Annotated in this window: 28 protein-coding genes; 15 read left to right on the top strand and 13 right to left on the bottom strand. The window is 70.8% G+C overall.

The window, feature by feature from the left end; all coding sequences use genetic code 11:
- Positions 1-118 precede the first annotated feature (118 nt).
- The gene (locus tag ACIOD2_RS20835; RefSeq protein WP_323325417.1) at positions 119-541 is read right to left on the bottom strand and encodes a hypothetical protein; all 423 of its coding nucleotides are present in this window, start codon (positions 539-541) and stop codon (positions 119-121) included.
- A 13-nt stretch (positions 542-554) separates the two neighbouring features.
- Positions 555-890 carry a hypothetical protein gene (locus ACIOD2_RS20830; RefSeq protein WP_323325419.1) on the bottom strand — a complete coding sequence of 112 codons (336 nt, stop codon included), beginning with the start codon at positions 888-890 and terminating at the stop codon, positions 555-557.
- A 318-nt stretch (positions 891-1,208) separates the two neighbouring features.
- Here ACIOD2_RS20830 and ACIOD2_RS20825 point away from each other — a divergent pair, with 318 nt between their 5' ends.
- The gene (locus ACIOD2_RS20825; protein WP_400540173.1) at positions 1,209-2,594 is read left to right on the top strand and encodes a tetratricopeptide repeat protein; all 1,386 of its coding nucleotides are present in this window, start codon (positions 1,209-1,211) and stop codon (positions 2,592-2,594) included.
- A 13-nt stretch (positions 2,595-2,607) separates the two neighbouring features.
- Positions 2,608-3,495: a phosphotransferase family protein gene (locus ACIOD2_RS20820; protein ID WP_400540171.1), complete on the top strand. Its 888-nt coding sequence runs from the start codon at positions 2,608-2,610 to the stop codon at positions 3,493-3,495.
- A 212-nt stretch (positions 3,496-3,707) separates the two neighbouring features.
- Here the strand turns inward: ACIOD2_RS20820 and ACIOD2_RS20815 are convergent, their stop codons facing one another.
- The 4 genes from ACIOD2_RS20815 to ACIOD2_RS20800 all read right to left on the bottom strand — a co-directional run bounded on the left by ACIOD2_RS20815 (position 3,708) and on the right by ACIOD2_RS20800 (position 6,657).
- The gene (locus ACIOD2_RS20815) at positions 3,708-4,736 is read right to left on the bottom strand and encodes a copper resistance D family protein (RefSeq protein WP_400540169.1); all 1,029 of its coding nucleotides are present in this window, start codon (positions 4,734-4,736) and stop codon (positions 3,708-3,710) included.
- A gap of 4 nt (positions 4,737-4,740) precedes the next feature.
- Positions 4,741-5,328, bottom strand: coding sequence for a copper resistance protein CopC (locus ACIOD2_RS20810; protein WP_400540168.1), 588 nt, complete (start codon positions 5,326-5,328; stop codon positions 4,741-4,743).
- Positions 5,329-6,090 carry a YcnI family protein gene (locus ACIOD2_RS20805; RefSeq protein ID WP_400540166.1) on the bottom strand — a complete coding sequence of 254 codons (762 nt, stop codon included), beginning with the start codon at positions 6,088-6,090 and terminating at the stop codon, positions 5,329-5,331.
- Between the two features lie 75 nt (positions 6,091-6,165).
- On the bottom strand, positions 6,166-6,657 hold the full coding sequence (locus tag ACIOD2_RS20800; RefSeq protein ID WP_400540443.1) for a hypothetical protein: 492 nt from the start codon (positions 6,655-6,657) through the stop codon (positions 6,166-6,168).
- 306 nt (positions 6,658-6,963) lie between these two features.
- Here ACIOD2_RS20800 and ACIOD2_RS20795 point away from each other — a divergent pair, with 306 nt between their 5' ends.
- Genes ACIOD2_RS20795 through ACIOD2_RS20780 form a run of 4 tightly spaced genes read left to right on the top strand, consistent with a single transcriptional unit; the run spans position 6,964 to position 10,526 of the window.
- Positions 6,964-7,611 (top strand): ABC transporter permease, encoded by a 648-nt coding sequence (locus tag ACIOD2_RS20795; protein WP_247059756.1) that lies wholly within the window; start codon positions 6,964-6,966, stop codon positions 7,609-7,611.
- A complete protein-coding gene (locus ACIOD2_RS20790) occupies positions 7,598-8,785 on the top strand; it encodes an ABC transporter ATP-binding protein (RefSeq protein ID WP_400540163.1) in 1,188 nt (395 codons plus the stop codon). Before ACIOD2_RS20795 ends, ACIOD2_RS20790 begins: the two co-directional genes overlap by 14 nt.
- Complete coding sequence (locus tag ACIOD2_RS20785) at positions 8,782-9,561, top strand: ABC transporter permease (RefSeq protein WP_400540161.1); 780 nt, start codon at positions 8,782-8,784, stop codon at positions 9,559-9,561. Before ACIOD2_RS20790 ends, ACIOD2_RS20785 begins: the two co-directional genes overlap by 4 nt.
- On the top strand, positions 9,558-10,526 hold the full coding sequence (locus tag ACIOD2_RS20780; RefSeq protein ID WP_400540159.1) for a glycine betaine ABC transporter substrate-binding protein: 969 nt from the start codon (positions 9,558-9,560) through the stop codon (positions 10,524-10,526). Before ACIOD2_RS20785 ends, ACIOD2_RS20780 begins: the two co-directional genes overlap by 4 nt.
- A 55-nt stretch (positions 10,527-10,581) precedes the next feature.
- Here the strand turns inward: ACIOD2_RS20780 and ACIOD2_RS20775 are convergent, their stop codons facing one another.
- Positions 10,582-11,034 carry a winged helix-turn-helix transcriptional regulator gene (locus tag ACIOD2_RS20775; protein WP_400540157.1) on the bottom strand — a complete coding sequence of 151 codons (453 nt, stop codon included), beginning with the start codon at positions 11,032-11,034 and terminating at the stop codon, positions 10,582-10,584.
- Between the two features lie 89 nt (positions 11,035-11,123).
- On the opposite strand from ACIOD2_RS20775, the gene ACIOD2_RS20770 reads away from it, so the two are divergent.
- A complete protein-coding gene (locus tag ACIOD2_RS20770) occupies positions 11,124-11,717 on the top strand; it encodes a dihydrofolate reductase family protein (protein WP_400540155.1) in 594 nt (197 codons plus the stop codon).
- 14 nt (positions 11,718-11,731) lie between these two features.
- A complete protein-coding gene (locus ACIOD2_RS20765; RefSeq protein WP_400540153.1) occupies positions 11,732-12,115 on the top strand; it encodes a PPOX class F420-dependent oxidoreductase in 384 nt (127 codons plus the stop codon).
- 166 nt (positions 12,116-12,281) lie between these two features.
- Here ACIOD2_RS20765 and ACIOD2_RS20760 read toward each other — a convergent pair whose 3' ends face one another.
- Positions 12,282-12,743 (bottom strand): DUF6474 family protein, encoded by a 462-nt coding sequence (locus ACIOD2_RS20760; RefSeq protein ID WP_400540151.1) that lies wholly within the window; start codon positions 12,741-12,743, stop codon positions 12,282-12,284.
- Positions 12,744-12,832: 89 nt separating this feature from the next.
- Between ACIOD2_RS20760 and ACIOD2_RS20755 the strand changes: the two genes are divergently transcribed.
- From ACIOD2_RS20755 to ACIOD2_RS20745, 3 genes are all read left to right on the top strand, one after another.
- Positions 12,833-14,479 carry a TM0106 family RecB-like putative nuclease gene (locus tag ACIOD2_RS20755; RefSeq protein WP_400540149.1) on the top strand — a complete coding sequence of 549 codons (1,647 nt, stop codon included), beginning with the start codon at positions 12,833-12,835 and terminating at the stop codon, positions 14,477-14,479.
- Positions 14,480-14,560: 81 nt separating this feature from the next.
- Entirely contained in the window at positions 14,561-15,196 is a 636-nt protein-coding gene (locus ACIOD2_RS20750; RefSeq protein ID WP_400540147.1) for a PadR family transcriptional regulator, read from the top strand.
- Positions 15,197-15,329: 133 nt separating this feature from the next.
- The gene (locus tag ACIOD2_RS20745) at positions 15,330-15,989 is read left to right on the top strand and encodes a class I SAM-dependent methyltransferase (RefSeq protein WP_400540145.1); all 660 of its coding nucleotides are present in this window, start codon (positions 15,330-15,332) and stop codon (positions 15,987-15,989) included.
- A gap of 72 nt (positions 15,990-16,061) precedes the next feature.
- Here the strand turns inward: ACIOD2_RS20745 and ACIOD2_RS20740 are convergent, their stop codons facing one another.
- Positions 16,062-16,820, bottom strand: coding sequence for an SDR family NAD(P)-dependent oxidoreductase (locus tag ACIOD2_RS20740; protein ID WP_400540143.1), 759 nt, complete (start codon positions 16,818-16,820; stop codon positions 16,062-16,064).
- 140 nt (positions 16,821-16,960) lie between these two features.
- Here ACIOD2_RS20740 and ACIOD2_RS20735 point away from each other — a divergent pair, with 140 nt between their 5' ends.
- The 3 genes from ACIOD2_RS20735 (at position 16,961) to ACIOD2_RS20725 (ending at position 20,576) form a co-directional block, all read left to right on the top strand.
- Positions 16,961-18,265, top strand: coding sequence for a UDP-glucose dehydrogenase family protein (locus ACIOD2_RS20735; RefSeq protein ID WP_400540141.1), 1,305 nt, complete (start codon positions 16,961-16,963; stop codon positions 18,263-18,265).
- A gap of 100 nt (positions 18,266-18,365) precedes the next feature.
- Entirely contained in the window at positions 18,366-18,782 is a 417-nt protein-coding gene (locus tag ACIOD2_RS20730) for a VOC family protein (protein WP_400540139.1), read from the top strand.
- A 27-nt stretch (positions 18,783-18,809) separates the two neighbouring features.
- On the top strand, positions 18,810-20,576 hold the full coding sequence (locus tag ACIOD2_RS20725; protein ID WP_400540137.1) for a gamma-glutamyltransferase family protein: 1,767 nt from the start codon (positions 18,810-18,812) through the stop codon (positions 20,574-20,576).
- Here the strand turns inward: ACIOD2_RS20725 and ACIOD2_RS20720 are convergent.
- From ACIOD2_RS20720 to ACIOD2_RS20705, 4 genes are read right to left on the bottom strand one after another with little or no spacing between them, the layout of a single operon-like run.
- A complete protein-coding gene (locus ACIOD2_RS20720) occupies positions 20,573-20,968 on the bottom strand; it encodes a hypothetical protein (RefSeq protein WP_400540135.1) in 396 nt (131 codons plus the stop codon). The genes ACIOD2_RS20725 and ACIOD2_RS20720 overlap by 4 nt on opposite strands.
- A gap of 46 nt (positions 20,969-21,014) precedes the next feature.
- Positions 21,015-21,905 carry a VOC family protein gene (locus ACIOD2_RS20715; RefSeq protein ID WP_400540133.1) on the bottom strand — a complete coding sequence of 297 codons (891 nt, stop codon included), beginning with the start codon at positions 21,903-21,905 and terminating at the stop codon, positions 21,015-21,017.
- Positions 21,898-22,422: an RNA polymerase sigma factor gene (locus ACIOD2_RS20710; protein ID WP_400540131.1), complete on the bottom strand. Its 525-nt coding sequence runs from the start codon at positions 22,420-22,422 to the stop codon at positions 21,898-21,900. Before ACIOD2_RS20710 ends, ACIOD2_RS20715 begins: the two co-directional genes overlap by 8 nt.
- 54 nt (positions 22,423-22,476) lie before the next feature.
- A complete protein-coding gene (locus ACIOD2_RS20705) occupies positions 22,477-23,907 on the bottom strand; it encodes an MFS transporter (protein WP_400540129.1) in 1,431 nt (476 codons plus the stop codon).
- A gap of 101 nt (positions 23,908-24,008) precedes the next feature.
- Between ACIOD2_RS20705 and ACIOD2_RS20700 the strand changes: the two genes are divergently transcribed.
- Positions 24,009-24,842, top strand: a complete 834-nt coding sequence (locus ACIOD2_RS20700) for a helix-turn-helix transcriptional regulator (RefSeq protein WP_400540127.1) — start codon at positions 24,009-24,011, stop codon at positions 24,840-24,842.
- Positions 24,843-24,850 lie beyond the last annotated feature (8 nt).

Below are 24,850 nucleotides of genomic sequence, written 5' to 3'. Positions count from 1 at the left end.
GCCGAGGACTGGTTCGCGCTGCTCGGGGGTGCGGGCGAAACAGTCCTCGGCCGAGGCGAGAGCTGGCGCGGGTCCGATGGGGCGATCGGTCGGCCGCGCTCGCCGGACTAGGGGTGGATCAGGCCGTGACCGCGCGACGCGGGTTCACCAGGGCGTGCCGCCCGGTGGTCTCGGCCGGGCTGGGGGCGGGAACCGGACGACCCTGCGTCGGCACCGGGCTCGTGCGCCGGCCCTGCAGCCCGCGGGCCGCCGGGGCCTGCTGCGGGGCGAGCCCGCCGGCCACCAGGTGCTCGTGCGCGACCTGCCAGACCGAGCACGGCGCCTTGCAGCGGTGCCACCGGGTCGAGCAGGTGGGGCAGTCGCCGCGCTCGTCGGGCTCGTGCATCTTCAGCATCGCGCGCCACGCCTCGGTGAGGCGGGGGAGTTCGGAGCGCGCGACCGAGACGAGCGACTGGGCGTCGGCGCGGTTCGCCAGGTCGGTCAGCATGTCGAGGCGCTCCCAGACCGCATTGCGGAGGACCTGCCCGAGTACCTGATCCATGATCAGCTCACCGTTACCTTTCCGCCATCTTGGCGGCTTCGTTGAGCGCGGCGCGCAGCTGTCCGAGCTGGCCGGACGTCAACCGCGCGGTCTCGCCGGGGGGCGAGACCAGTACCACCTGGTTGTCCTCGACGAAGACCGTCACCGCGCGTTCGCGCTCGATGAGGTCTCCGCACTGCACCCGCCACACGAGCTGTCCGCCTTCGTAGTGGCGGACGGCCGCGGTGCGGGGGTCCACCGCGGCGGCGGGGGTGACCGGACGGACGGCGGAGATGGGAGAGACCACCGGCCGCACGGCGCGAGTGGCCGTACCGGCATGTCCCCCTGCGAACGAGTCCACGAACTCCACGCCCTTCTCCGCTCTGTCGTCCTCTTCGAACTGCCTTCTGCAACATCGCACCTTGCACAACGCTGCGGTTTTCGTAGCTCTCCGTGATCGCTACCGGTGTTCGGGCGGTGACGGAGATCTGACAACTACAGTGAGGTGAAACCGGGTGCGATAGAAGGTCGAAATGGCGTCATAGCGGTGACCGGACTCGGTTCCACGGTAAGCGGTCAACGGACTTCGCCCGGGCCGATCAGGGGCGTCGACCGCTCGGTTCACATGGTTCGACAGCTTTGCTTACGCTGTTTCACAGACGCCCGACCGGACAGTGGAGGGGGCGCGATGGACGCCAGTAACGGTGGCGGTGCCGAAGCCCGGCAGAGCCACGCCGTTCCCGCTGACGCGTGGGAGCAGCCCGAGATGAGAGCTGCTCTCGCCAGCCGCGAGATCAGCTCCGTCTACCGGCTCCTTCGCAAGCACGGTGTCTCGCAGCGCCAGATCGCCGCGATGACCGGCCAGTCCCAGTCCGAGGTGTCGGAGATCCTCAAGGGTCGCCAGGTCATGGCCTACGACGTCCTCACGCGGATCGCCGACGGCCTGGGTGTCCAACGTGGATACATGGGCCTCGCCTACGACGAGGCCACGGCGATACGCGTCGTCGGCTCCGCCGACGGCCAGCAGGCTGAGGAGGACGAGTCCGTGAAGCGACGGAGGTTCCTCGCGCACGCCGCCCAGGTCACGATGGGTGCGGCGGTGTTCGGTCCGGAATCGGGCACGTGGTCGGCGGGACCGGCGCGGACGCCGGCTCCCGGGCGCATCGGCATGACCGACGTGCGCCAGGTGGAAGCCGCGACACGCGCCCTGCGCGCCCTGGACTACCAGTACGGCGGCGGGTTCTGCCGCGACGCCGTCGTGGCGCAGCTGTCCTGGGGACAGCAGATGCTCGAGTCCAACGGCACCGACGTGGTCAAGAACCGGCTGTACGTCGCGCTCGCCGACCTGCACTCGCTGGCCGGCTGGACCTCGTTCGACACCGGGCTGATGGACTCCGCCCGCGGCCACTTCGCGAACGCGCTGGACCTGGCCAAGCAGGGTGACAACCACCCGCTGGTGGCCAACGTGCTGTACCGCATGGGCCGCGTCTACCTGCACCAGGACGCCCCGAACGACGCGCTGAAGCTGTTCCAGCTCGGCCAGATCGCCGCCCAGGAGTCCGGCTCCGAGCTGGCGGTCTCCGTGCTCTGCGCGAACGAGGCCTGGGCCTACGCGATGATGGGCAACGAGGAGCAGGCGGTGAAGCTGCTCGGCCGGAGCAAGGACGAGTTCGAGCGCGCCAACCTGGCCGAAGCCGAGTCGTGGGTGAAGTTCTTCACCGAGACCGACGTCTACGCCATGGTCGGCACCGTCCACACCGTCCTCGCGCAGAAGAACGCCGAGCACACGAAGTTCGCGATCCCGGCGCTGACCAGGGCCGTCGACTCCTACGACGACGAAATGGCCCGCTCCAAGACCTTCATGCTGAGCGCGCTGGCCACGAACCACCTGCTGGACGGCGACCTCGACCACGGTTCCAAGGTCGGCGGCAAGGCCATCGACTGCGCCGAGGGCATCAAGTCCGAGCGCGTCAAGGACCGGATGCGGCCCCTCCAGGAGGAGGCCGAGCGCCGCCGCAACAACGCCGACGCCCGTGACCTCGCCGACCGCCTCCACGCTTTCTACGCCGCGTAACGCCGGAACCGTCTTGGACGGACGGTTCACCCCCGGGAAGCTGCGTGGCGTGCTGGCCGAGACCTGCGCGCTGCTCGACCTCGACCCGGCAGGCGCGCGGTTGCTGCGGTTCACCAACAACGCGGTGTACGCGCTGGTCACGGCCCCGGTCGTGGTCCGGATCGTCGGTTCGACCCGGCTCCGGCACCGCGTCGGGACCGTGGTCCGCGTCGCCCGCCACTTCGAGGAGCACGGCGTCCCGGCGATCCGGCTGCTCGGCGGTGTGGAGCAGCCGATGGAGGTCGGCGAGCACCTCGTGACCGTCTGGCACCAGGTACCGACCATCGGGCGTCCGGCGACGACCGCCGACCTGGCCCGGCTGCTGCGCCAGGTGCACGCGCTCCCCGCGCCGGACGGCCTGGCCGAGTGGGCGCCGTTCGCCGCGGTGCGGGCCCGGGTGTCCGACGCCGAGGAGATCAGCGCCGAGGATCGCGCGTTCCTGCTGGAGCGCTGCGCCGAGCTCGAGGCCGCACTGTCCGAACTGGAGTTCCCGCTGCCCAGGGGCCTGGTCCACGGCGACGCGTACCCCGGCAACGTCATCCCCGGCCCGGACGGCCCGGTGCTCTGCGACTTCGACTCCTCGTGCGTCGGGCCGCCGGAGTGGGACCTGACGCCGCTCGCCGTCGGCCGTGAGCGGTTCGGGGACCCGCCGGTGCAGTACCGGAAGTTCGCCGCGGCCTACGGCTTCGACGTGACGTCCTGGCCGGGCTTCGCGGTGCTCCGGGGGATCCGCGAACTGAAGCTGACGACCAGTGTGCTGCCGATCCTGCGCAGCCGGCCCCAGGTGCGGCCGGAGCTGTTCCGCCGTCTGGACGACCTCCGCAACGGCCGAACGGACGTGCGGTGGAAGCGTTACCGCTGAGCCGGAACTGTCACTTCGTGTGACCGGCGCCACAGTCTGCACGTGCATTCGACCCCTGCGAAAGACCGTTCGCCGCTTCAGGAATGGGGCCTGCTCTAGGTAGAAAGTTCTGCCCGACCGGTCACCTCCAATGGATGCCCAGTCATTCCAATGCGCAAGTTGCAGCTACACGCCGTGACTCCACACCCGGTTCTACCTGCGTGGACGTGCGATCAGGAGGCGACGACCGGCGCCCGCGTCAGCACCACGGCGAAACCGAACGCCAATCCCATGACGGTCAGCTCGAGCGTCGCCCACGACGCGAGCGCCGTGCGGTTGTGCCGGACGATCTGCGGCATCAGCCGCCAGCGGAGGTTCGCGCCGAGCAGCGCGATCACGCCGGTGCAGGCGAGCTTGAGGATGAGCAGCTGCCCGTACGGCGTGGTGAAGATCGCCGCCCAGAACCCGATGGTCGGGTTGAGCGAGATCTCGATCAGGCCGTTGAACAGCCCGGTCGCCGCGGAGATGACCAGGCAGAGCGTCGCGAGCTTCGAGAACCGCGGCATCGCGTGCGCGAGCAGCGTCCGGTTCGCCACGAGGAGCACGGTCATCGCGCCGAGGCCGCCGGTCCAGGCGACGGCGCTCATGACGTGCAGCTCCATCGAGATCATCGTGTAGTCGTGGTAGCTCCAGTTCGACGCGTGGCCGGTGACCGGCAGCGGCAGCAGCGCGAACAGCCCGAGCCCGACGCGGACCTCGGCCGGGATCTTCTCGCCGTACCGCAGGGCGAGCGCGCCGATCGCGGCGTGCGCGAGGGACAGCGCGGCGACGATGACGAGCGCCTTCCCGGCGCCGACGTTGGCGATGTAGTCGCCGATGTCGGCCGCCGAGAGCGTCGACGAGCCCGGCTTGTACTCCGCGGTCTGCAGGACCAGCGCGACGACCGACGTCGTGGCCCAGACGAGCGCGGCCGCGACGCCGGCCGGCCGGGCCAGCCGCATGATCGGCTCGGTGAGCTTCGGCCGGTCGTAGCCGACCAGGACCGAGAGCAGGGACAGGCCGATCGTGGTGACCGCGGCCAGGTCGAGCAGCACCCGGACGATCGGGATGCCGGCCGAGACCACCGCGGCGGGCTGCACCACACCGGGGACCGGGGTGGTGGCGGTGAGCGCGACGCCGATGAGGGCGCCGAGCAGCCCCGCGGTCACGACGCAGAGCAGCGTCGCGTAGCGGGGCTTCGTGGTGGTCTCGGCCTGCGTCATCGTTCTACTTCTTCTCTTCGGCGGCCTTGGCGTCCGACTTGGCTTCCGAACCCTCCGACGAGCCGCCCGCGCGCAGGGCGACGGTCAGCCCGATCGCCAGCAGGACGACCGCGCCGGCGATCCACACCCAGATCGGCACCCCGGTCGAGGACGACTGCGACGTCGCCTGCGCGGTCGAGCCGCCGGGTGACTTCGCCGCGTCCACGGTCGCCGGCGTGCCGGAGCCCGCGGTGGTGAGGGTGAACGTGAGCTCACCCGTCACCGGGTGGCCGTCGGCGGAGAGCACCCGGTAGCCGATGGTGTACTTCCCGGCTGGCCCGAGCGGCCGCAGCGGCGCGCTGATGACGTTGTTCACCACGCTGATCGGCCCCTCGGCCCACTGGCCGCCGCCGGGTCCGGTCACCGCGATCTGGTTGACGTCCGCGCCCTGCACGTACTGGTCGAACGTCAAGCTGACCTTCTGCGGCCCGGCCGCGACGGACGAGCCGTTCGCCGGGTCGGCGGAGATCAGCACGTTGTGCGCGAGCGCCGGGGTGGCCGTGCCGAGCACGGCCACCACCGTCAACGCCAGCGCGACGAGCGCCTTTCGCATTTAGCTGGCGCCTCCAGACTTCGCCGTGGCCTTGCGGGCGCGGATGGTCGCGCCGGCACCGACGCCGACGCCGATCGCGCCGACGAGCAGCCCGGCACCGCCGAGCCAGCGCGCCGTGTTGTCGGACGTCGCCGCCGCGGCCTCGGTGTGCTCGCCGGTGGTCGCCGCCGTGCCCGCGGTCATGCCCGCGTGCTCGTCGCCTTCCGCGGCCTTCGCGGCCAGCTTGACGACCGGCGCCGGGTGCTCCGGCTCCTCGCCACCCGCCGGGGTCGCCTGGTTCCAGTCGACGACCTTGCCGTCACTGTAGGTCTGGTGGGCCGGGAACTCGACCTCGTCCACGTTGGACGGCAGCGGGCCGAAGCTGACCTCGAACTCCTGGTAGTCCGTGGACTTGAGCTCGCTGCCCGCCGCCGCGGTCCACGTCACCGCGGTGACGGCCTCGGTGATCTGCGTGCCGTTGTCCTTGGTGATCGGCGTCGGCAGCTTCGACTTGGTGACCTGCGCGGTCCAGCCGGGGACCGGCTTGGTCCGCACGCTGCCGATGCCGTAGTCGGCCTTGAAGTCGACGGCGACCTTGGTGGTCATGGTCGTCGGCTCTTCGCTCGGCACGCGGAACACGATCGCCGCGTAGCCGCCCTTCGTCGGCTGGGCGCCGTAGACGTTGGCCGTGACGTGCGCGGAGGCGACGCCGGTGCCGAGGAGACCGGCCACACCGATGGTGGCGGCGAGGAAACCGGCGCGCTTGAAGACGTGCTGGGACATGGGTTCACTCCTGATGAACTCAAAAAGGGGACGGCACGGTTCGGGGACCGGGCCGTGAAGGGGGAAAGTTCGAAGTCAGGAGTGGACGGGCGGGCCGCGCCGCCCGCGGATCCGGCGCAGGTCGACGCCGACGAGGTGGCTCGGCGCCGCGGTGCGGGCCGGGACGAGGGAGGCGGGCGCGACCGGCACCGGCAGCGGGCCGAGCAGCCGCGGCAGGACCGCGCGCAACGCGGCGAGCAGGGAGAGCAGCGTCTCGTCCGCGCGGGAGAGCAGGAGCGCGGTGAGCACGGTCGCGACGGCGTGCGCGACGACCATGCCGCGGCCTTCACCCGGCATCGCGTACATGTCGTGGTGCCCGGCGAGCGTCGTGAGCAGCAGGTGCATCACCAGCTGGGCGGCACCCAGGAGAGTGATCGTGGCGAGCGGGCCGCGGGCCTTGCGGGCCAGCGCGGTCGCCGTCCAGCCGAACAGCGCGCTCAGCAGCACGGTCATCGCCGGGTCCGGCAGCCCGCCGTCGGCGAGCTGGTGCGCGGTGACGGTGAGCGCTCCCGCGGTCACGGCGAGCAACACCCCGCGAGTAGCACCCAGCACGGCGGGGCGCCGTCCTGGAGTGCTCATGCCGAGCAGCCTAAGTGACGCCCCGACGGGTGATCTTCCGATCCCGTCAAGTGAGCACACACGAAGTTCACGGTTTCCGAACGGGATCGGTTCAGCGTTTTTGTTGCCGATCACGCTGAGATACGGAACGGTGTCGGAATCAATGAGGCCTGGGACGGGGGTTTGGCTTCGGAGCACGGTGGGTACTGAGCCGTCGGTCAGGAGCTAGCCCGTTCGGGTGAAGCCTCACGGACGCGGGCGGGAGTGCGGACACGGATGAATCTCTTCGAGTACATCTCGGACCGGGCGAGCAAGTTGTGGCTGGAGGCCTACCTGCACACCAGCCTGGTGGTGCAGTGCACGATCCTGGCGGCGGTGCTCGGCGTGCTGATCGGGGTGGCGGTCTACCGCAGCCCGATCGGTTCGGCGCTCGCCACCGCGCTGGCCAGCACGATCCTGACGGTGCCGTCGTTCGCCCTCCTGGGGCTGCTGATCCCGATCTCCGGGCTCGGTCCGACGACCGCCGTCATCGCGCTGGTGCTCTACGGCCTCCTGCCGATCGTCCGGAACACCATCGTGGGGCTCGACGGCGTCGACCCGGCGATCACGGACGCCGCGCGCGGCATCGGGATGAGCCGCTTCGGTGTGCTCACCCGCGTCGAGCTGCGGCTGGCCTGGCCGGCGATCCTCACCGGGATGCGGGTCTCCACGCAGATGCTGATGGGTATCGCGGTGATCTCCGCCTACGCGAAGGGCCCGGGCCTCGGCGCCGAGGTCTTCTCCGGGCTCACCAACGCGGGGAGCACGAACTCCCTGAACCAAGCCGTCACCGGCACGGTCGGGGTGGTCATCCTCGCCCTGATCCTCGACGGCGTCTACGTCCTGATCAAGCGCTTCACCATCTCGAGGGGTGTCCGTGGCTGAGAACGCTGTGACAGAAGAAGACGGAGTCTCCGGCGTCGAGATCGAACTGGAGCACGTCACCAAGAAGTACGCCGGTACCCGTGAAGCGGCCGTCGACGACTTCTCCATGGTCGTGCCCGCCGGGAAGATCGTCGTCTTCGTCGGCCCGTCCGGCTGCGGCAAGACCACCACGATGCGGATGATCAACCGGCTGATCGAGCCGTCGTCCGGCCGGATCACCATCGGCGGCGACGACGCGCTCAAGCTGGACGTCGACACCCTGCGCCGCCGGATCGGCTACGCGATCCAGCAGGCCGGGCTCTTCCCGCACTTCACCGTGGCGCAGAACATCGGCGTCGTCCCCGGCCTGCTCGGCTGGGACAAGAAGAAGGTCAACGACCGGGTCGAGGAGATGATGGACCTGGTCGGCCTCGACCCGTCGGACTTCCGCGACCGCTTCCCGCGGCAGCTCTCCGGTGGCCAGCAGCAGCGTGTCGGCGTCGCCCGCGCGCTGGCGGCCGACCCGCCGGTGCTGCTGATGGACGAGCCGTTCGGCGCGGTCGACCCGATCACCCGCGGCAACCTGCAGGACGAGCTCCTGCGGCTGCAGACGGAGCTGAAGAAGACCATCGTCTTCGTCACGCACGACTTCGACGAGGCCGTGAAGCTCGGTGACAAGATCGCGGTGCTGGGCAACCAGTCCTCGATCCTGCAGTACGACACCCCCGAAGCGATCCTGGCGAACCCGGCCAACGACACGGTCGCCGGTTTTGTCGGCGCGGGCGCCTCGCTGAAGCAGCTGACGCTGCTGCGGGTCCGCGACGTCGAGCTCCAGCAGGACGCGCTGACCGCGACGGTCGACGACGACCCGGCCGAGGTCCGCAAGAAGCTCGAAGACCAGCGCAAGCACTTCGCACTGGTGCTCGACCAGCGCAAGCGGCCGATCCGCTGGGCGCACGCGCGCGAGCTGACGGCGGGATCGTCGCTGGCGACCGCCGGCCGGCCGCTGCGCGACATCGTCAGCCTGCAGTCCACGCTGCAGGACGCGCTCGAGGCGATGCTCGCCGAGGGCGGTTCGGTGCCGGTGACCGGCGCGCGCGGCGAGTACGCGGGCACCATCCAGCTGGACACCGTGATCGCGACCATCCAGCACCTGCGTGAAGAGCACACGAACGGTGAGGAGGTGTCCGCATGACGGCTGCCGTCGATACCGGCTTTTCCACCGAATCCGGCTCCAAGCGCGCGGAACGCGTCCGGCTGTTCGCGCAGCCCGTCGTCGTGCTGGTGATCGTCGCCGTAACGCTGATCTGGGTGTTCTCGAGCGGCCTGAACGCGACCGAGAAGGAGACGCTCAACGCCACGTCGCTGTTCACGGCGCTGGGTGACCACGTGCTGATGACGCTGGTGGTGACCGCGATCGTCGTACTGGTCGCGGTGCCGCTCGGGGTGATCGTGACGCGGCCGTGGGCGCGGTTCCTCGCGCCGATCTTCCTGGCGATCGCGAACATCGGCCAGGCCGCGCCCGCACTCGGCGTGCTGGTGCTGTGGTTCATCGTCACCGGCGCGACCGGCGGGCTGTGGGTGGCGGCGCTGCCGCTGGCCTTCTACTCGCTGCTGCCGGTGCTGCGGAACACGATGGTCGGCATCCAGCAGGTCGACGAGTCGCTGATCGACGCGGGCCGCGGCATCGGGATGTCGGCGACCGCGGTGCTGTTCCGCGTCGAGATGCCGCTGGCCGTCCCGCTGATCCTGGCCGGCCTGCGCACCTCCCTGGTGCTGGCGGTCGGCACCGCGACGTTCGGCATGTTCGTCAACGCCGGCGGGTTCGGGCTGCTCATCGACACCGGGTACAAGCTGAACCTGACCTCGGTGCTGGTCACCGGCTCGGTGCTGGCCGTGGCGCTCGCGCTGCTGGTCGACTGGCTCGGCGCGGTCGCCGAACAGTTCTTCGGACCGAAGGGGCTGCGATGAAACTCCGGCGTTTTACGGCAGTCCTCGGCGCGGCGGTGCTGGGCGCGACGCTCTCGGCGTGCGGGCTGACCGTCAACCAGGCGGTGCCCTACGACATCCAGCCGGGCACGATCCAGCCGATCCCGTCGCTGCAGGGGCTGAAGGTCACGGTGGGGTCGAAGGACTTCACCGAGAACATCATCCTGGCGTACATGGCCGAGATGGCCCTGACCGCGTCGGGCGCGGACGTCGTCGACCTGTCGGACATCAAGGGGTCCAACTCATCGCGGCAGGCGCTGCTGTCCGGGCAGACGGACGTCACGTGGGAGTACACCGGCACGGGCTGGATCAACTACCAGGGCAACGAGCTCCCGGTACCCGGCGGGGAGAAGGCCCAGTACGAAGCCACGGCCAAGGCGGACGAAGAGAAGTTCGGCGTCACCTGGCTGAACTACTCGCCGCTCAACGACCAGTACGCCTTCGCCGTCACCGAGGCGTACGGCGCGAAGAACAACCTGAAGACGACGTCGGACCTCGCGGCGTTCCTCAAGCAGAAGCCGGACCAGAACGTGTTCTGCCTGGAGACGGAGTTCACCAGCCGCCAGGACGGGTTCCCGGCCGCGGTGAAGGCCTACGGCTTCCAGAGCCCGAAGATCGAGAACTTCGGCATCGGCACGATCTACTCGGCGGTCGCGGGCGGCACGTGCCCGGTCGGCGAGGTGTTCACCACCGACGGCCGGATCTCCGGGCTGAACCTGCGGGTGCTCGAGGACGACAAGAAGGCGTTCCCGCAGTACAACGCGGTCGCGACGCTGCGCACGGACTTCCTCAAGGAGCACCCGGACATCCGCGGCCCGCTGGAGAAGATCAGCGCGGCGATCGACAACGAGCAGATGGTCCAGCTCTGCAAGCAGGTCGACGTCGACGGTCAGGACGCGGGCAAGGTGGCCCACGACTGGATGGTCAAGAAGGGCTTCGTGAAGTAGCCCTCCACCACGGGAAACGGCCGGGCGGCGCACGCTGCCCGGCCGTTTCGCTGTCTCAGGCGGCCGCGCCGGGACCGGGCAGCGGGTCGACGTCGCGGGCGTGCATCGGCTCGCCGCAGCGGGTGCACCGCAGGCCGGCCGCGCTGATCTCGCCGCACGCGTGATGGCGGTAGACCACCGGCGGCCCGGCCTCGCCGGCGAGCCACTTGTCACCCCAGTCGGCCATCACCATGAGCAGGTCGACGAGGTCGGTGCCCCGCTCGGTCAGGACGTACTCGTAGCGCGGCCGCTGGTCGTAGGGCCGCCGTTCGAGGACGTCGTGCTCGACGAGGTGGTTGAGCCGCTCGGTCAGGACCTTGCGCGAGATGCCGAGGTCCGCCTGGAGCTGCTCGAACCGGGTGAAGCCGACCCAGACGTCACGCAGGATCAGCGGTGACCACGGCTCCCCGATGACGTCGAGCGTGCGGGCGATCGAGCACGTCATCCCGCCGAAGTTCGTGCGCTGCATGAGCCCAGTCTACGCCTTCGGGTTCCCTCAGGGAACTCTGACTGCTACGGTTCTGGAGTCTCTTGAAGGAACTCTGAGAGGATGACGAGATGGGCAAGGTCTTCGGCGCTCACGCGGTCTCGGTCGACGGGTACATCACCGGCGCCGGGCCGCGCCCCGGCCAGGGGCTCGGCGACGGCGGGATGCTCTTCGACTGGTACTTCGGCGGGGACACGCCCAGCGAGGTGTTCGACGGCTTCAAGCTGAGCGAGCCCAGCGCCCGGGTCTTCGACGCCGCCGCCGGGCGGGTGGGCGCGATCGTCGCGGGCCGGAACACCTACGAGGACTCCGAGCACTTCGGCGGTGGCAGCCCGCACCCGAGCGCCCCGCTCGTCCTGCTCAGCCACCGCCCGGCGCCCGAACTGACCGCCCGGCAGACCCTCGTCACCACCGGCGTCGAGGACGCGATCGCGGCGGCGCGCGAAATCGCGGGTGCCAAGGACGTCGGCCTGATGGGCGGCGGTGTCCTGACCGCAGCGCTCAAGGCGGGCCTGGTCGACGAGGTCGTCCTGCACCAAGTGCCGATCCTGCTCGGCGGCGGCCGTCCGTTCTTCCAAGCTTTGCCCGCGCACGTGGGGCTGCGCCTCCTGGAAGTTGTCCCGGCGCCCGGCGTGACCCATCTTCACTACGCAGTCGAAAACTGAAGGAGCCCAGCACCATGATCGACAACGACGTCCGCGAAATCCTCGCCGGCACCCCGATCGCCCACCTCGCCAGCGTGCTGCCCGACGGCGGCCCGCACGCCGTCCCGCTCTGGATCGGCACCCACGGCGACCACATCGCCGTCTTCACCGGCCCGGGCTCGCGCAAGGCGCGCAACCTGCGGAACGACCCGCGGGTCGCGATCTCCCTGACGCCCGCGGACAACCCGTTCCAGCCGGTGATCCTCCGCGGCAAAGTCGTCGAATGGGTCGACGGCGACGCCGGCTGGGCCATCATCGACGAGATCTCGAAGAAGTACACCGGCGGCCCGTACCCGCGCGAGCAGGAGCGGCACGTCGCGCTCATCGAGCCCGAGAGCCAGCAGGTGGGGATGCGCTGAGGCCAAGGCACTGTCCTGCAAGCCACGCTCGCGGTCTTCGCGCCCAGGCGGCCCCTGACGGCACGGGCGGATCACCCAAGTACGACCCGGTACGAGGGCGACCCGCCCGCACCGCCAGGAACCACCTGGATCACGAAGCCCATCGAGCAGCCTTACAGGACAGCGCCTAGATGCCCAGGCGGTGCAGCAGCTGGCCCTCCAACCGCTCCAGCTCGCCGGCCACCGCGCGGTGCGCCGACTTCCGGCGCGCCGCCGGCATCCGCTCGGCCGCGCGGACCGTCGCCGACAGCTGTTCCAGCGTCCCGAGCGAGTCCTTCGCGAACTCGACGTCCGCGGGGGTGGCCTTCCCGGACTTCTGCAGCTCCCGGCAGCCCTCGGCGATGCCCGCGATCCGGGCGTGCAGGGCCGCGCCGCGGCCCGTGTAGTTGCCGAGCTGGTCGACCGCGACCCCGAGCTTGCGTGCCTGGTAGCGGTCGTACACCTCCCGGGCCGCGCCCGCCGCGCGCACGGCGTACGGCGCGACCACGGGGATCACGACCGGCCCGAGCACCTTGGCCACCGCGATCGCGTTCTTCGCCTTCTTGGGGGTGAATCGGCCTTCACCCTCGACCTTGGCCTTGCGCGCCATGGCACCTCCTGCGACGTGTCGAGGTCGAACTTACTGGTCTTGCCCGTGGCGGGCATGGCGGCTCGGCGGTGGCCTCTAGAGTGATCTCCATGAAGGGCGAGGTGGTACTCGACGCGGGAGCGGTCAGCCGCTGCCGCCGGCGTGTGCACCTCGAACACGATCCCTCGATGCGCGAGGTCCCGCTGTCGCCGCCGGACCCGACGGCCCAGCAGCGGATCGCCGACGCCGCAGCGCATCGCGAAGACATCGTGCAGCGGCTGATGGCCGCGACCGGTGGTCCCGAGCAGTGGGTGAAGATCGACCGCGACCTCTCGGCGGGCGAGCGCGTCGAACGCACCGAGCAGGCCCTCGCCGCCGGAGCCCGCTACATCTGGGGTGCGCTGCTGCCGGTCGACCCGGCCGGGCACCGGCGCGGCGGCATCGACCTCCTCGTCCGCACCGAGCGCGGGTACACCCCGGTGCTCGTGGTGCGCCACCGCATCACCGACCGCGGCACCGGCGCGATCGTCACGGAGATGACCGACCTCGACCCGGCCCACCGCGCGTCCGACGGCAGCCGCAAGGTGCGCTCGCAGCCGCGGGACCAGCTCCGGCTCGTGCACATCCGCCGGATGCTGCAGACGCTCGGGCAGGCCGACGAAAGCCTCGTCCTCGGCGGCGTGATCGGCCTCGACGCCGACGTCGTCGTCTGGCACGACCTCACCGCGGGCACCTGGCCGAACGGGCGCAGCGCGATCACCGAGTACCAGGCCCGCTTCGCCGACCGGCTCGCCATCGCCAACGCCGCCGCGAACGGCGAGGAGCCGCTGGCCGAGCCGTCGCGGGTGCTGGAGTGCCGCCGCTGCCCGTGGTGGCCGACGTGCGAAGCGATGCTGACCGAGACCCGGGACGTCAGCCTCGTGGTGCGCGGTGAGGACGCGATGGAGCTGCGCCGGGCCGGCGTGTCCACTGTGGACAACCTGGCCGCGCTCGACCCCGCCGGCGAAGCGCCGGTGATCAACTGGACCGGCGTGACGTTCCCGGACGCCGTGGTGCTCGCCCGCGCCTGGCTGGCCGGCCTCACGCTCGTCCGCCGCGTCGACCGGGTCGACGTGCCACGCGGCGACGTCGAGGTCGACGTCGACATGGAGAGCTTCGGTGACGCCGGCGCGTACCTCTGGGGCTGCCTGCTGACCGGCGCCGACATCGGCCTGGAGCCGGGCTACCGCGCGTTCGCGACGTGGGACCCGCTGCCGACCGGCGACGAGGCCCGCTCCTTCGCCGAGTTCTGGGCCTGGCTGACCGACGTCCGCGAGCGCACCGAAGCGGCGGGGCTGACCTTCCGCGCCTACTGCTACAACGCGCTCGCCGAGAACCGCTGGCTCTTCGGCTCGGTCGAGCGCTTCGGCGACCACCCCGGCATTCCGACGAAGAAGGAAGTCCAGTCCTTTGTGGACTCGGAGGAGTGGGTCGACCTCTTCCGCAGCGTCACCGACCAGTTCCTGTGCTCCCAGGGCAAGGGCCTGAAGGTGATCGCGCCGGCCGCCGGGTTCTCCTGGCGCGACCCGGAGGCGGGCGGCGAGGCGTCGATGCGCTGGTACCGCGACGCCGTCGGCATGGACGGCGAGGTGCCGGACGACAGCCAGCGCGAGCGGCTCCTGCGCTACAACGAGGACGACGTCCTCGCGACCCGGGCCCTGCGCGAGTGGATCAGCGAGCGCGCCCAGGCCGAGATCCCGTACATGTTCGACATCTGATTGTTTCGTCGACTAAGACACTTGCCTGCTGGCGCGTCTTGCGTATACTCGTCCACGAGTATTCGTTCACGAGGAGGCAGGATGAAGCGGCGGAAGGTCGGCAACATGCTCGGGCTGGCCGTGCTGTCCGTCGTGCTCGAACGCCCGATGCACCCGTACGAGATGGCGGCCGTGCTGAAGCACCGCGGCAAGGAAGCCGACATGCCGATCAAGTGGGGCTCGCTCTACACGGTCGTCGCGAACCTGGAGAAACACGGCTTCCTCGAGACCGTCGAGAGCGTCAAGGACGGCGGGCGGCCCGAGCGGACCGTCTACGGCATCACCGACGCCGGGCGCGCGGAGTTCGAGGACTGGGTCCGCGAGCTCGTCGGCACGGTCGAGCAGGAGCCCCCGCGGTTCCAGGCCGGCCTGTCGATGCTGGGTGTGCTCGGCCCGGACCAGACGATCAGCCTGCTGCGGCAGCGGATCGCGCAGCTCGACGACCACGTCGAGGCGCAGCGGGCGACGCTCGAGCAGCTGCGCCCGATGATGCCCCGGCTGTTCCTGGTGGAGGTCGAGTACAACCTGGCCATGACGCTCGCCGAGGTGGACTGGACGAGGGCCTTCCTGGCCGAACTGACCGGCGGCGCCCTGCCCGGCATCGATGCCTGGCGGCGCTTCTACGAGACCGGCGAACTCCCCGCTGACGTGGCGGAGTTGTTGGAAAAAGAGAAATAAGCACGGACCCCGGGGGTGCTGGCACACCGCCCGGGGTCCTCGACCCCGAACCGAGCACGCCCGGCCACGAGGTGGCACCGGTAAGGATAACCGGGCGGCTCTCCGGTTCGGCTCAACCGAAGAGGAGAGATCCATGGAGACGACCCGCAAGCACAAAGTGCCCGAGATGGAGGGCCGCCAGGCCCGCTGGTACGCCAAGAACCGGGGGACCGAGGCGCAGCTGAAGCAGTACCGGCGGCAGGCGGCCGAGGTCACGGCCGGGCTGGCGGCCGGCGCCGAGATCCTGGAGGTGGCGCCCGGCCCCGGGTTCTTCGCCGTCGAACTGGCGAAGCTCGGCTACCGCGTCACCGGCCTCGACATCAGCCACACGATGGTCGAGATCGCCCTCGAAGAGGCCCGGAAGGCCGGGGTGGAGGTCGCTTTCCAGCAGGGGGACGTCACGACGGCGCCGTTCGCCGACGAGTCGTTCGACCTGCTGGTCTGCCAGGCCGCGTTCAAGAACTTCCGGCAGCCGGTGACGGCGTTGAACGAGATGCGCCGGGTGCTGCGGCCGGGCGGGTTCGCGGTGATCCACGACCTCAACCACGAGGCCACGAGCGCGGACATCAACCGTGAGGTCGACGGCATGAACGTGGGCGCGATCAGCGGCTTCACCGTCCGGCAGACGCTCGGCTGGCTGCGACGCCGCGCGTTCACCCCCGCGCAGTTCGAGGCACTGGCCGCCGAAAGCGCGTTCGGCCGCTGCTCCGTCACGCAAGCAGGAGTCGGCCTGGAGGTCCGTCTCACCCGCTGACCAAAGCGTCACTTTCACGTGAAAGTGACCACCTGGGGGCGGCACTTTCACGTGAAAGTGCCGCCCTCGGGGTCAGCGCGGGGCCATGCGGAGCGAGCCGTCCATCCGGACGACCTCGCCGTTCAGGTAGTCGTGGTCGATCAGCGACAGCGCGAGCTGCGCGTACTCGTCCGGGCGCGCGAGGCGCTTCGGGAACGGGACACCGGCGGCGAGTGACGCGCGGAAGTCGTCGCCGACCGTGGCGAGCATCGGGGTGTCGACGATGCCGGGCGCGATGGTCAGCACGCGGATGCCGTGCGAGGCCAGGTCGCGGGCCGCGGGCAGGGTCATGCCGACGATGCCGCCCTTGGACGACGAGTAGGCGACCTGCCCGATCTGGCCGTCGAAGGCGGCGATGGACGCGGTGTTGATGATGACGCCGCGGGCGTCGTCTTCCAGCGGCTCGGTCTGCGCGATCGCCTCGGCCGCGATCGTCAGCACGTTGAACGAGCCGATCAGGTTGATCTGGACGACCTTCGCGTAGAGCGCGAGGTCGTGGCGGCCCTTCTTGGACAGGATCCGCGCGGACGGCCCGATGCCGGCGCAGTTCACCACGGTCCGCAGCGGCACCCCCGACCCGGCCGCGGTGGCGACGGCGGCCTCGACCTGCTCGACGTCGGTCACGTCCGCCTCGACGTAGGTGATGCCGTCGACCTGCTCGGCCTTCTCGATCGACGGCGCCAGGTCGAGCGCGAACACCCGCGCACCCTTGGCCGCGAGAGCCTTCGCCGTCGCCCCGCCGAGGCCGGACGCGCCCCCGGTGACGAGTGCGGCCGTGTCCGTGATCTGCATGTATGCGGTCCCTTCGTCCTTCGATTCGCCCAAGGTTAACGCTCGTTCGCATGGGGGGTGTTCGTGTCTTCGCTCACCGCTCCCAAGGGCGACCGGTTCCGTTAGCGCGGTGGTCAACTCCGGCTGTCACCTTCAGCACCATGACGCCTGCTCGGATCGTGGTGGTGGGAACGGGTTACGTCGGACTGACCACGGGCGCTTGCCTGGCCAGTCTTGGTCATTACGTCACGTGCGTGGACGTCGACCGCGCGAAGGTGTCGAGGCTGCGCGCCGGGCGTGTGGACATCCTCGAACCGGGGCTGGCGGAGCTGGTCGGCCGCGGTGTCGCGGCCGGGCGCCTCCAGTTCGTCGTCGGCGCGCGGGACGCGGTCCGCGACGCGGCGGCTGTGTTCCTCTGTGTGCCGACGCCGATGGGGGCCGGCGGTTCCGCGGACCTGCGCGCGGTGGAGGCGGTGGCCGCCGAGATCGGCGACGTCCTGCCCGCCGGCTGCGCCCTGGTCACCAAGTCGACCGTGCCGGTCGGCACGTCGAAGCGGATCGAGGAGATGCTCGGCCGCACCGACGTCCCGGTGGTGTCGAACCCCGAATTCCTGCGTGAGGGCACCGCGGTCGCGGACTTCCTGGGCCCGGACCGGATCGTCGTCGGCTCGGACGACCTCGCGGCCGCGCGCTGGGTCGGCGAGCTGTACGCCGACCTCGCGGCCCCGGTCGTCGTCTCCGACGCGGCGAGCGCGGAGCTGGTGAAGTACGCCGCGAACTGCTACCTCGCGCTGAAGCTGTCCTACGTCAACTCGATCGCCGAGCTGTGCGAGCGGCTGGGCGCGGACATCAACCTCGTCACCGAGGGCATGGGGTACGACCGGCGGATCGGGCGGACGTTCCTCAAGCCCGGCCCGGGCTGGGGCGGCTCGTGCCTGCCGAAGGACACGAGTGCGCTGGTCAAGGTCGCGGAGTCGGTGAACTACGACTTCAAGATGCTGACCTCGGCCATCGACGAGAACATCGCCCAGCGCGACCGGATCGTCGCGAAGATCGCCGGCGCGGTCGGCGGCACGCTGGCCGGCGCCCGGATCGGCGTGCTGGGCCTGGCCTTCAAGGCCGGCACGAACGACCTGCGCGACTCGCCCGCGCTCGCCGTGTCCTCGGTGCTGTGCGCGCTCGGCGCCGAACTGGTCGCCTACGATCCGGCGGTCGACAGCGAGCTGCCCGGGATGACCGTGGTCGACGACGCCTACCAGGTCGCGAAGGACGCCGACGTGGTCGTCGTGCTGACCGAATGGGACGAGTTCAAGCGCCTCGACTGGACCGCGATGGCCGAGCTGATGGACGGCATCGACGTCGTCGACACCCGCAACCTGCTGGACCCGCGGGTGATCGTCGAGGCCGGGCTGTCCTGGCAGGGTGTCGGGCGGCCGCGGGCGGCGGCGCGGATCAAGGTCGCCTGAGAGCGTCTCGCTGGCTAAGATCGTCGGCACGGCATCGCGTGTCGGTCACCGGCTGGGTGAGGCATGGAGGTGGCGGGAGTGCCCCGGAGGCATTTCAACCGTGTCAGTATCCGTTTCCGTTGAACTGAACCATCTGATCGTCCCGTCCCGGAACAACCGGGAATCCGCCGAATTCCTGGCGAACCTGCTCGGCCTCGAAGTCGGGCAGGAGTGGGGCCCGTTCATCCCGGTCGAGGTCCGCAACGGCGTCCGCCTGGACTTCGCGACCGTCCCTGAGCAGGACCTTCGCCTGCAGCACTACTGTTTCCTGATCCCCGAGGACGATTTCGACGCCGTCTTCGCGCGGCTCGTCGAAACCGGCGTGACCTACCACGCCGATCCGATGGGGAAGCAGGTCGGCGAAATCAACCACAACCACGGCGGCCGTGGTGTCTATTTCCTCGATCCCGGCGGCAACGGGATGGAGATCATCACGCAGCCGTACGAGCCGGAGCGGCGTCGTCCGGCCTCTTGGTAATTCGTTAGCAGTGCGTACTATCGGGGCATGTTCACGACGAGGCCCGAGCTGGCCGGCACCTTCGGGATGGTGGCATCAACCCACTGGCTGGCCTCGGCCACCGGGATGGCGGTGCTGGAAGGCGGCGGCAACGCGTTCGACGCGGCGGTCGCCGCCGGGTTCGTCCTGCAGGTCGCCGAGCCGCACCTCTGCGGACCGGCGGGCCAGGTACCCGGCCTCTTCGTGACGGCGGACGACCCGACCCCGCGGGCGCTGGCCAGTCAGGGCCCGTCGCCCGCGGGGGCCACGCCCGAACACTTCGCGTCGCTCGGGCTGGACCTCATCCCGGGCAGCGGCCTGCTCCCGGCGACCGTCCCCGGCGCCTGGGACGGCTGGCTCCTGCTGCTGCGCGACTACGGCACGAAGTCGCTTCGCACGGTGCTGTCGTACGCGATCGGCTACGCCCGCAACGGCATCCCGCTGGTCCCGCGGGTCGGGGACACGATCCGCGCCGTCGAGCGGCTGTTCGTCGAGCACTGGCCGACGTCGGCGGAGCTGTGGCTGCCCGGCGGCAAACCGGCGTCCGGCCTGCACCGGAACCCCACGCTGGCGGACACCTGGGAGCGCCTGCTGCGCGAGGCCGAAGCCGTCTCCGGTCGCGAGGCGCAGATCGACGCGGGTCGTCGTGCCTGGTCACAGGGGTTTGTCGCCGAGGCGATCGACGCGTTCAGCCGCCAGGCGTTCCGCGACGACTCCGGGCGCGACCACGCGGGCCTGCTCACCGGCGACGACCTGGCGTCGTGGTCGGCCGGCTACGAGGACCCGGTCTCGGTCGACGTCGACGACTGGCGCCTGGTGAAGCTGGGCGGCTGGACGCAGGGCCCGGCCCTGTTGCAGCAGGCGCTGCTGATCCACGGCTTCCGCGACGAGCTGTCCTTTGTGGACGGCGTGGCGTCCGAGCGCACCGTGCACCTGGCCGTCGAAGCGGCGAAGCTCGCCTTCGCGGATCGCGAGGCCTGGTACGGCGACACGGACGTCCCGCTGGACGTGCTGCTTTCCGCGTCCTACACCGATTCCCGGCGCGCGCTGATCACCGACGAGGCGTCCCCTTCGCTGCGCCCCGGGGACGCCCGTGGCCCCGCGCGTCTCCCGGCGATCCTGGACTCGCTGCAAGGCGTCCGCGCCGAGGGCGGCGCGACGGGCGAGCCGACCGTCGGCCCCCAGGGTGAGACGCGCGGCGACACGGTCCACCTGGACGTCGTCGACGCGGCGGGCAACCTGGTGTCGCTGACGCCGTCCGGCGGCTGGCTGCAGTCGAGCCCGGCGATCCCGTCGCTGGGCTTCTGCCTGGACTCACGCGGGCAGATGTTCTGGCTGGAGCAGGGCCTCCCGAACTCCCTGGCCCCGCGCAAGCGCCCGCGCATCACGCTGTCGCCGTCCCTGGCCCTGCGCGACGGCGTCCCGACGCTGGCCTTCGGCACCCCGGGTGGCGACCAGCAGGACCAGTGGCAGCTGTGCTTCTGGCTCGCGCACGTCTACGGCGGCCTGAACCTCCAGGAGTCGATCGACTCGCCGACCTGGCACACGACGGCGTTCCCGAGCTCGTTCTACCCGCGTTCCTGGAACCCGCGCGAGCTGGTCGTGGAGTCCCGGCTCGGAGCGTCCACTTTGGACGGCCTGCGGGCCCGCGGCCACCAGCTCGTGGACGCGGGCGACTGGGCCCTCGGCCGCCTGTCGGCGGTCTCCCGCGCGGACGGCCTGCTCCACGCGGCGGCCAACGCCCGCGGCATGCAGGGCTACGCGGCGGGCCGTTAGAGCGTCAGCGAGGCCCAGCCGCCGCCTTGGGCGAGGAACGTCCGCACCCCGTCGGCGTGGTCGGCGAACCCGGCGAGATCGCCGTGCAGCAGGGCGAGCCGCTCCCCGTCGGGGGGCGCGGTGTCGCCCGACCACAGCTCACAGATCCAGCTGGCGGCCAGGTGCATCGACCGCACCAGCCCGGCCACCGCGGCCTCGGTGTCCCCACCCGCGGCGAGGTACCCGGCCAGGATCTCGTCGCCGGAGGCGGTCAGCTCCCGCAGCCCCCGCACGGCTTCGTCGGGAGTGCCGTCCCAGCCCGGCCGAGGCCACGCCGACGAGCCGAGTTCGAGCCACAACCGCCATCCCGCGGTCAGCTCGTCGGGGTCACGTGGCGTCCATTGCCCGGCCATGCTTCCGAGTGTCCGCCGGTCCGAGCCTCCCGGCGGATGGGATTGCTCACGTCGCGGGCTGCTCCCAGAGCCAGAACTCGATGCCCTGGTTGTCGGTGCAGTCCGCCGTGAAGCCGTACGGGTGGTTCTCGACCTCGCCCGCTTCGCCGCCCTGCTCGCGGACCCGCGTCAGGGCCGCTTCCAGGTTGTCCACCGCGAACATCAGCTTCCAGCCGACCTGGCGGCCCGGCCCGCCCCACAGGCCGCCCGGGCGGCCGTCGCCTTCGATGCCCCAAGCTCCTTCGGCCGAACCGGGCGTGAACTGCCAGCCCAGCACCGCGCCGTAGAACGTCTTCGCCGGTTCGGCGTCCGGGACCTGGAACGTGAAGTACATCGACTCGCCCGGCTTCGGCTGCGGCTCGGGCTGGGGTGCGGACCGGGGCACCGCCTGCGACACCAGCCAGCGCTGGCCGAACGGGTCGCGGAACGAGCCGCCGCGGCCGTACGGCGAGTCGCTCACTGCGCGGATCAGCGTCGCGCCCAGCTCCAGCGCCCGCGTCACGCTGACGTCCGCGTCCGGCACCTCGACCCGCACCGACGCCCCACCCTCGGCCGCGACGTGCCCGATCTCCGGGTACTCCTCGGCCAGCATCAGGACGGCGTCGCCGATGGCCAGCTCCGCGTGCCCGATGCGGCCGTCGTCCATCAGGTACGGCTCGCCGCGGCGCACCGCGCCGAAGACGTCGACGTAGAAGTCGAGCGCGGCGCGGGCGTCCGACACAGCGAGGTAGGGCGTCAGCGAGCGCAGTTCGGCGTTCGTGGCCGGTGCTTCAGTGGTGGTCATGTCGGCTCCGTTCAAGAGCGCGCGACGCAGGTTGTCGCGCAGTTCGGCGGCGAAGTCCGGGTCGGGGTCGACCCGCTCGGAGGGCCGGCGGAGCGCGTCGAACGGCTCAGGCATCGCGACCCTCCTTCTCCTGGTAGGCACGCCGGAACGCGGCGCGGGCCCGCGTGAGCAACGCCTCGGTGGCGTGCACGCTGCGACCCAGGTGGCCGGCGACCTCGGGCACCCCGAGGCCGTCGACGTAGCGCAGGGTCAGCGCCGCTTGGTGGTGCGGCCCGAGGGATTCGAGCACCTGTCTCGCGCGCAGGGCGTCGAGCCGCTCGTCCCACGGGTCCTCGACGTCCGGTTCGCTGTCGTGAACCAGCCGCAAGCCGCGTTCCTCACGTTCTCTGCGCCGCCAGTGGTCGGCGAGCTTGTGCCGGGCGACGCCGATCAGCCACCCGGTGCTCACTGGAGGTGCGTACTCCTTGCGACAGGCGGCGACCGCGCCGAGGAACGTCTCGGACGTGAGCTCCTCGGCGAGCGTGCGGTCGCCGCACCGGGACAGCAGGTACCCGTAGACCTCCGGCAGCGCGGTCTCGTAGAGCCCGAGCAGCGCGAAGGCCGGGTCCGGTCGTACCCGAGGTTCCGTCACACCCTCATCGTCGCTCGGGAGCGCACTTTTCCGACGGGTGAATTCCGGCCGGTTTCAGACCCGCGGGTCCGGCAGCCGCCGCGCGGTGATCGCGACCACCGCCGCCAGGACCGCCACCAGGCCGATGACCAGCGCGAACGCGTCACGGACTCCGAGAACGCCCGGCGCCGACAGCGCCGCGTACAGGCTCCCGAGAACAGCCACGCCCAGCGCCAGCGAGGTCTGCTGGGTCGTCGTCATCACGCCGGAGCCGACCCCGGCCAGGTCCGTCGGCACGTGGGACAGCACGATCCGGAACAAGGTCGACATCGCCAGCGCGTTGCCGACGCCGATCGCCACCATCGACGGCGCCAGGTCGAGGATCGTCAGGTTCGGCCACTGCGCCAGCGAGGTGCACAGCAGCGCCACCATGCCGAGCACCGTGATCAGGCCGCCGAGCGCGACGACCTTCTGGCCGTAGCGCGCCACCAGGCGGCTGCTCAGCATCGACACGACGAAGTACGCCACCGCCATCGGCGTCAGCACGGCGCCCGCGCCCAGGGGGCCGAAGTGCAGGCCTTCCTGCAGCGTCATCGCGATCACGAACATGAACGCGCCGAACGTGCCGAAGAACGGGACTCCCACCGTCAGGCCGCGGCGGACACTCGGCAGGCGCATCACCGACGGCGGCAGCAGCGGCGTCCCGCCCCGTCGTTCCAGCCGCCGCTCGACGTGCACGAAGGCCGCCGCGGCGAACGGCGACAGCGCCAGCAGCACGATGGTCCACACCGGCCAGCCCAGCGCGCGGCCCTCCATCAGCGGCACCAGGAACGACAGCAGCGTCGCGGCCAGCAGCGCCGTCCCGAGCCGGTCGACGCCCAGCGGGTTGTGCGCGCGGCTTTCCGGCAGGCGGCGCGCCATCAGCAGGACGACCACCCCGATCGGGACGTTCACCAGGAAGATCGGCCGCCAGCCCGTGCCGAACAGGTTCGCCGCCACCAGAGCGCCGCCGGCGAGCTGGCCGACGACCGTCGAGAGGCCGCCCGTCGCGCCGAACAGGCCGAGCGCGCGGGACCGCTCTTCGCCGGACGTCGTCGCCTGGATGATCGAGAGCACCTGCGGCAGCAGCAGCGCCGACGCCGCTCCCTGCGCCGCGCGGGCGATCACCAGCGTGGTCGCGGTCGGGGCGATCCCGCAGGCCAGGGACGTCAGAGTGAACAGCCAGAGGCCCGCGAAGAACAGCCGCCGCCTGCCGAACGAGTCGCCGAGGCGGCCGCCGACCACCAGCAGCACCGCGTACGCGATGCCGTAGGCGGCGACGACCATCTCCAGCGTCGCCGTGGACGCGTGGAGGTCGGCGTCGATCGTCGGGAGCGCGACGTTGACGATGAAGAAGTCGATGATCGGGAGGGCCGCCCCCAGCAGCACGGTGACCAGGCCGGCGGGGGTCAGTCCCGGCCGGGAGGGGACGCCGGTGGTGTCCGGCGCGAGTTGGGTCGTGGTCATGAGTACTACGATCGGCCTCGATTTAAACTGGTACCAGTTGTTGTTTATCCGGGTACCGCCACTACCTGGTACCAGGTTCGGGAGCGTGTCATCCTGGCACCATGACCGCTGCCGTCGAATCCGAACTCCGCCGCCAGGAGCTGGCGAGGTTCCTGCGCAGCCGGCGTGAGCGGATCACGCCCGAGCAGGTCGGCCTGCCGCTCATGGGCCGCCGCCGCACGCCGGGGCTGCGCCGCGAGGAGGTCGCGCAGCTCGCCGGGGTCGGGGTCACCTGGTACACCTGGCTCGAGCAGGGCCGCGACATCAACGCGTCCGAGCAGGTGCTGCAGGCGATCGCGCGCACGCTGCGCCTCGACCCGCACGAGCACACCCACCTCTTCCGGCTGGCCGGTGCGCCGGAGCCGGACGGCGAGAAGGACTGCCAGGTCCTCTCGCCGCAGCTGGAGCTGATGCTGAAGAAGCTCGAGCCGTACCCGGTCGCGGTGCGCAACGCCCGCTGTGACCTGCTGGGTTACAACCGCGCCTACAGCTGGCTGATGGGCGACGTCGACGCGATCCCGTTCGAGGACCGCAACACCCTCGTCCAGTGCCTGCTCAACCCGCAGTGGCGCGAGCGGATGCTGGACTGGGACACGAACATCCCGCGCGTCATCGCGTCGTTCCGCGCGGCGATGGCCGAGCACGTCGCCGAGCCCGCGTGGAAGCAGCTGGTCAAGCGGCTGAAGGCGGAGTCGCCGCTGTTCGCCGAGCTCTGGCCGCACCACGACGTCAACTCCGAGCCGATCCGCACGAAGCGGTACCTGCACCCCGACGCCGGGTTGCTCTGCTTCAACTTCACCTACCTCTACTACGGCCGCCGCTCGGAGATCACCGTGTCGACCTACACCCCGGCCGACGAGGAGACGGCGTCCAAGCTGCCGCTCATCTTCGACTGACTACGACG

Origin of the sequence: Amycolatopsis sp. NPDC088138 (assembly GCF_044741685.1) — a bacterium.
Classification (GTDB): Bacteria; Actinomycetota; Actinomycetes; order Mycobacteriales; family Pseudonocardiaceae; genus Amycolatopsis.
This window is presented reverse-complemented; position numbering and strand designations above follow the sequence as displayed.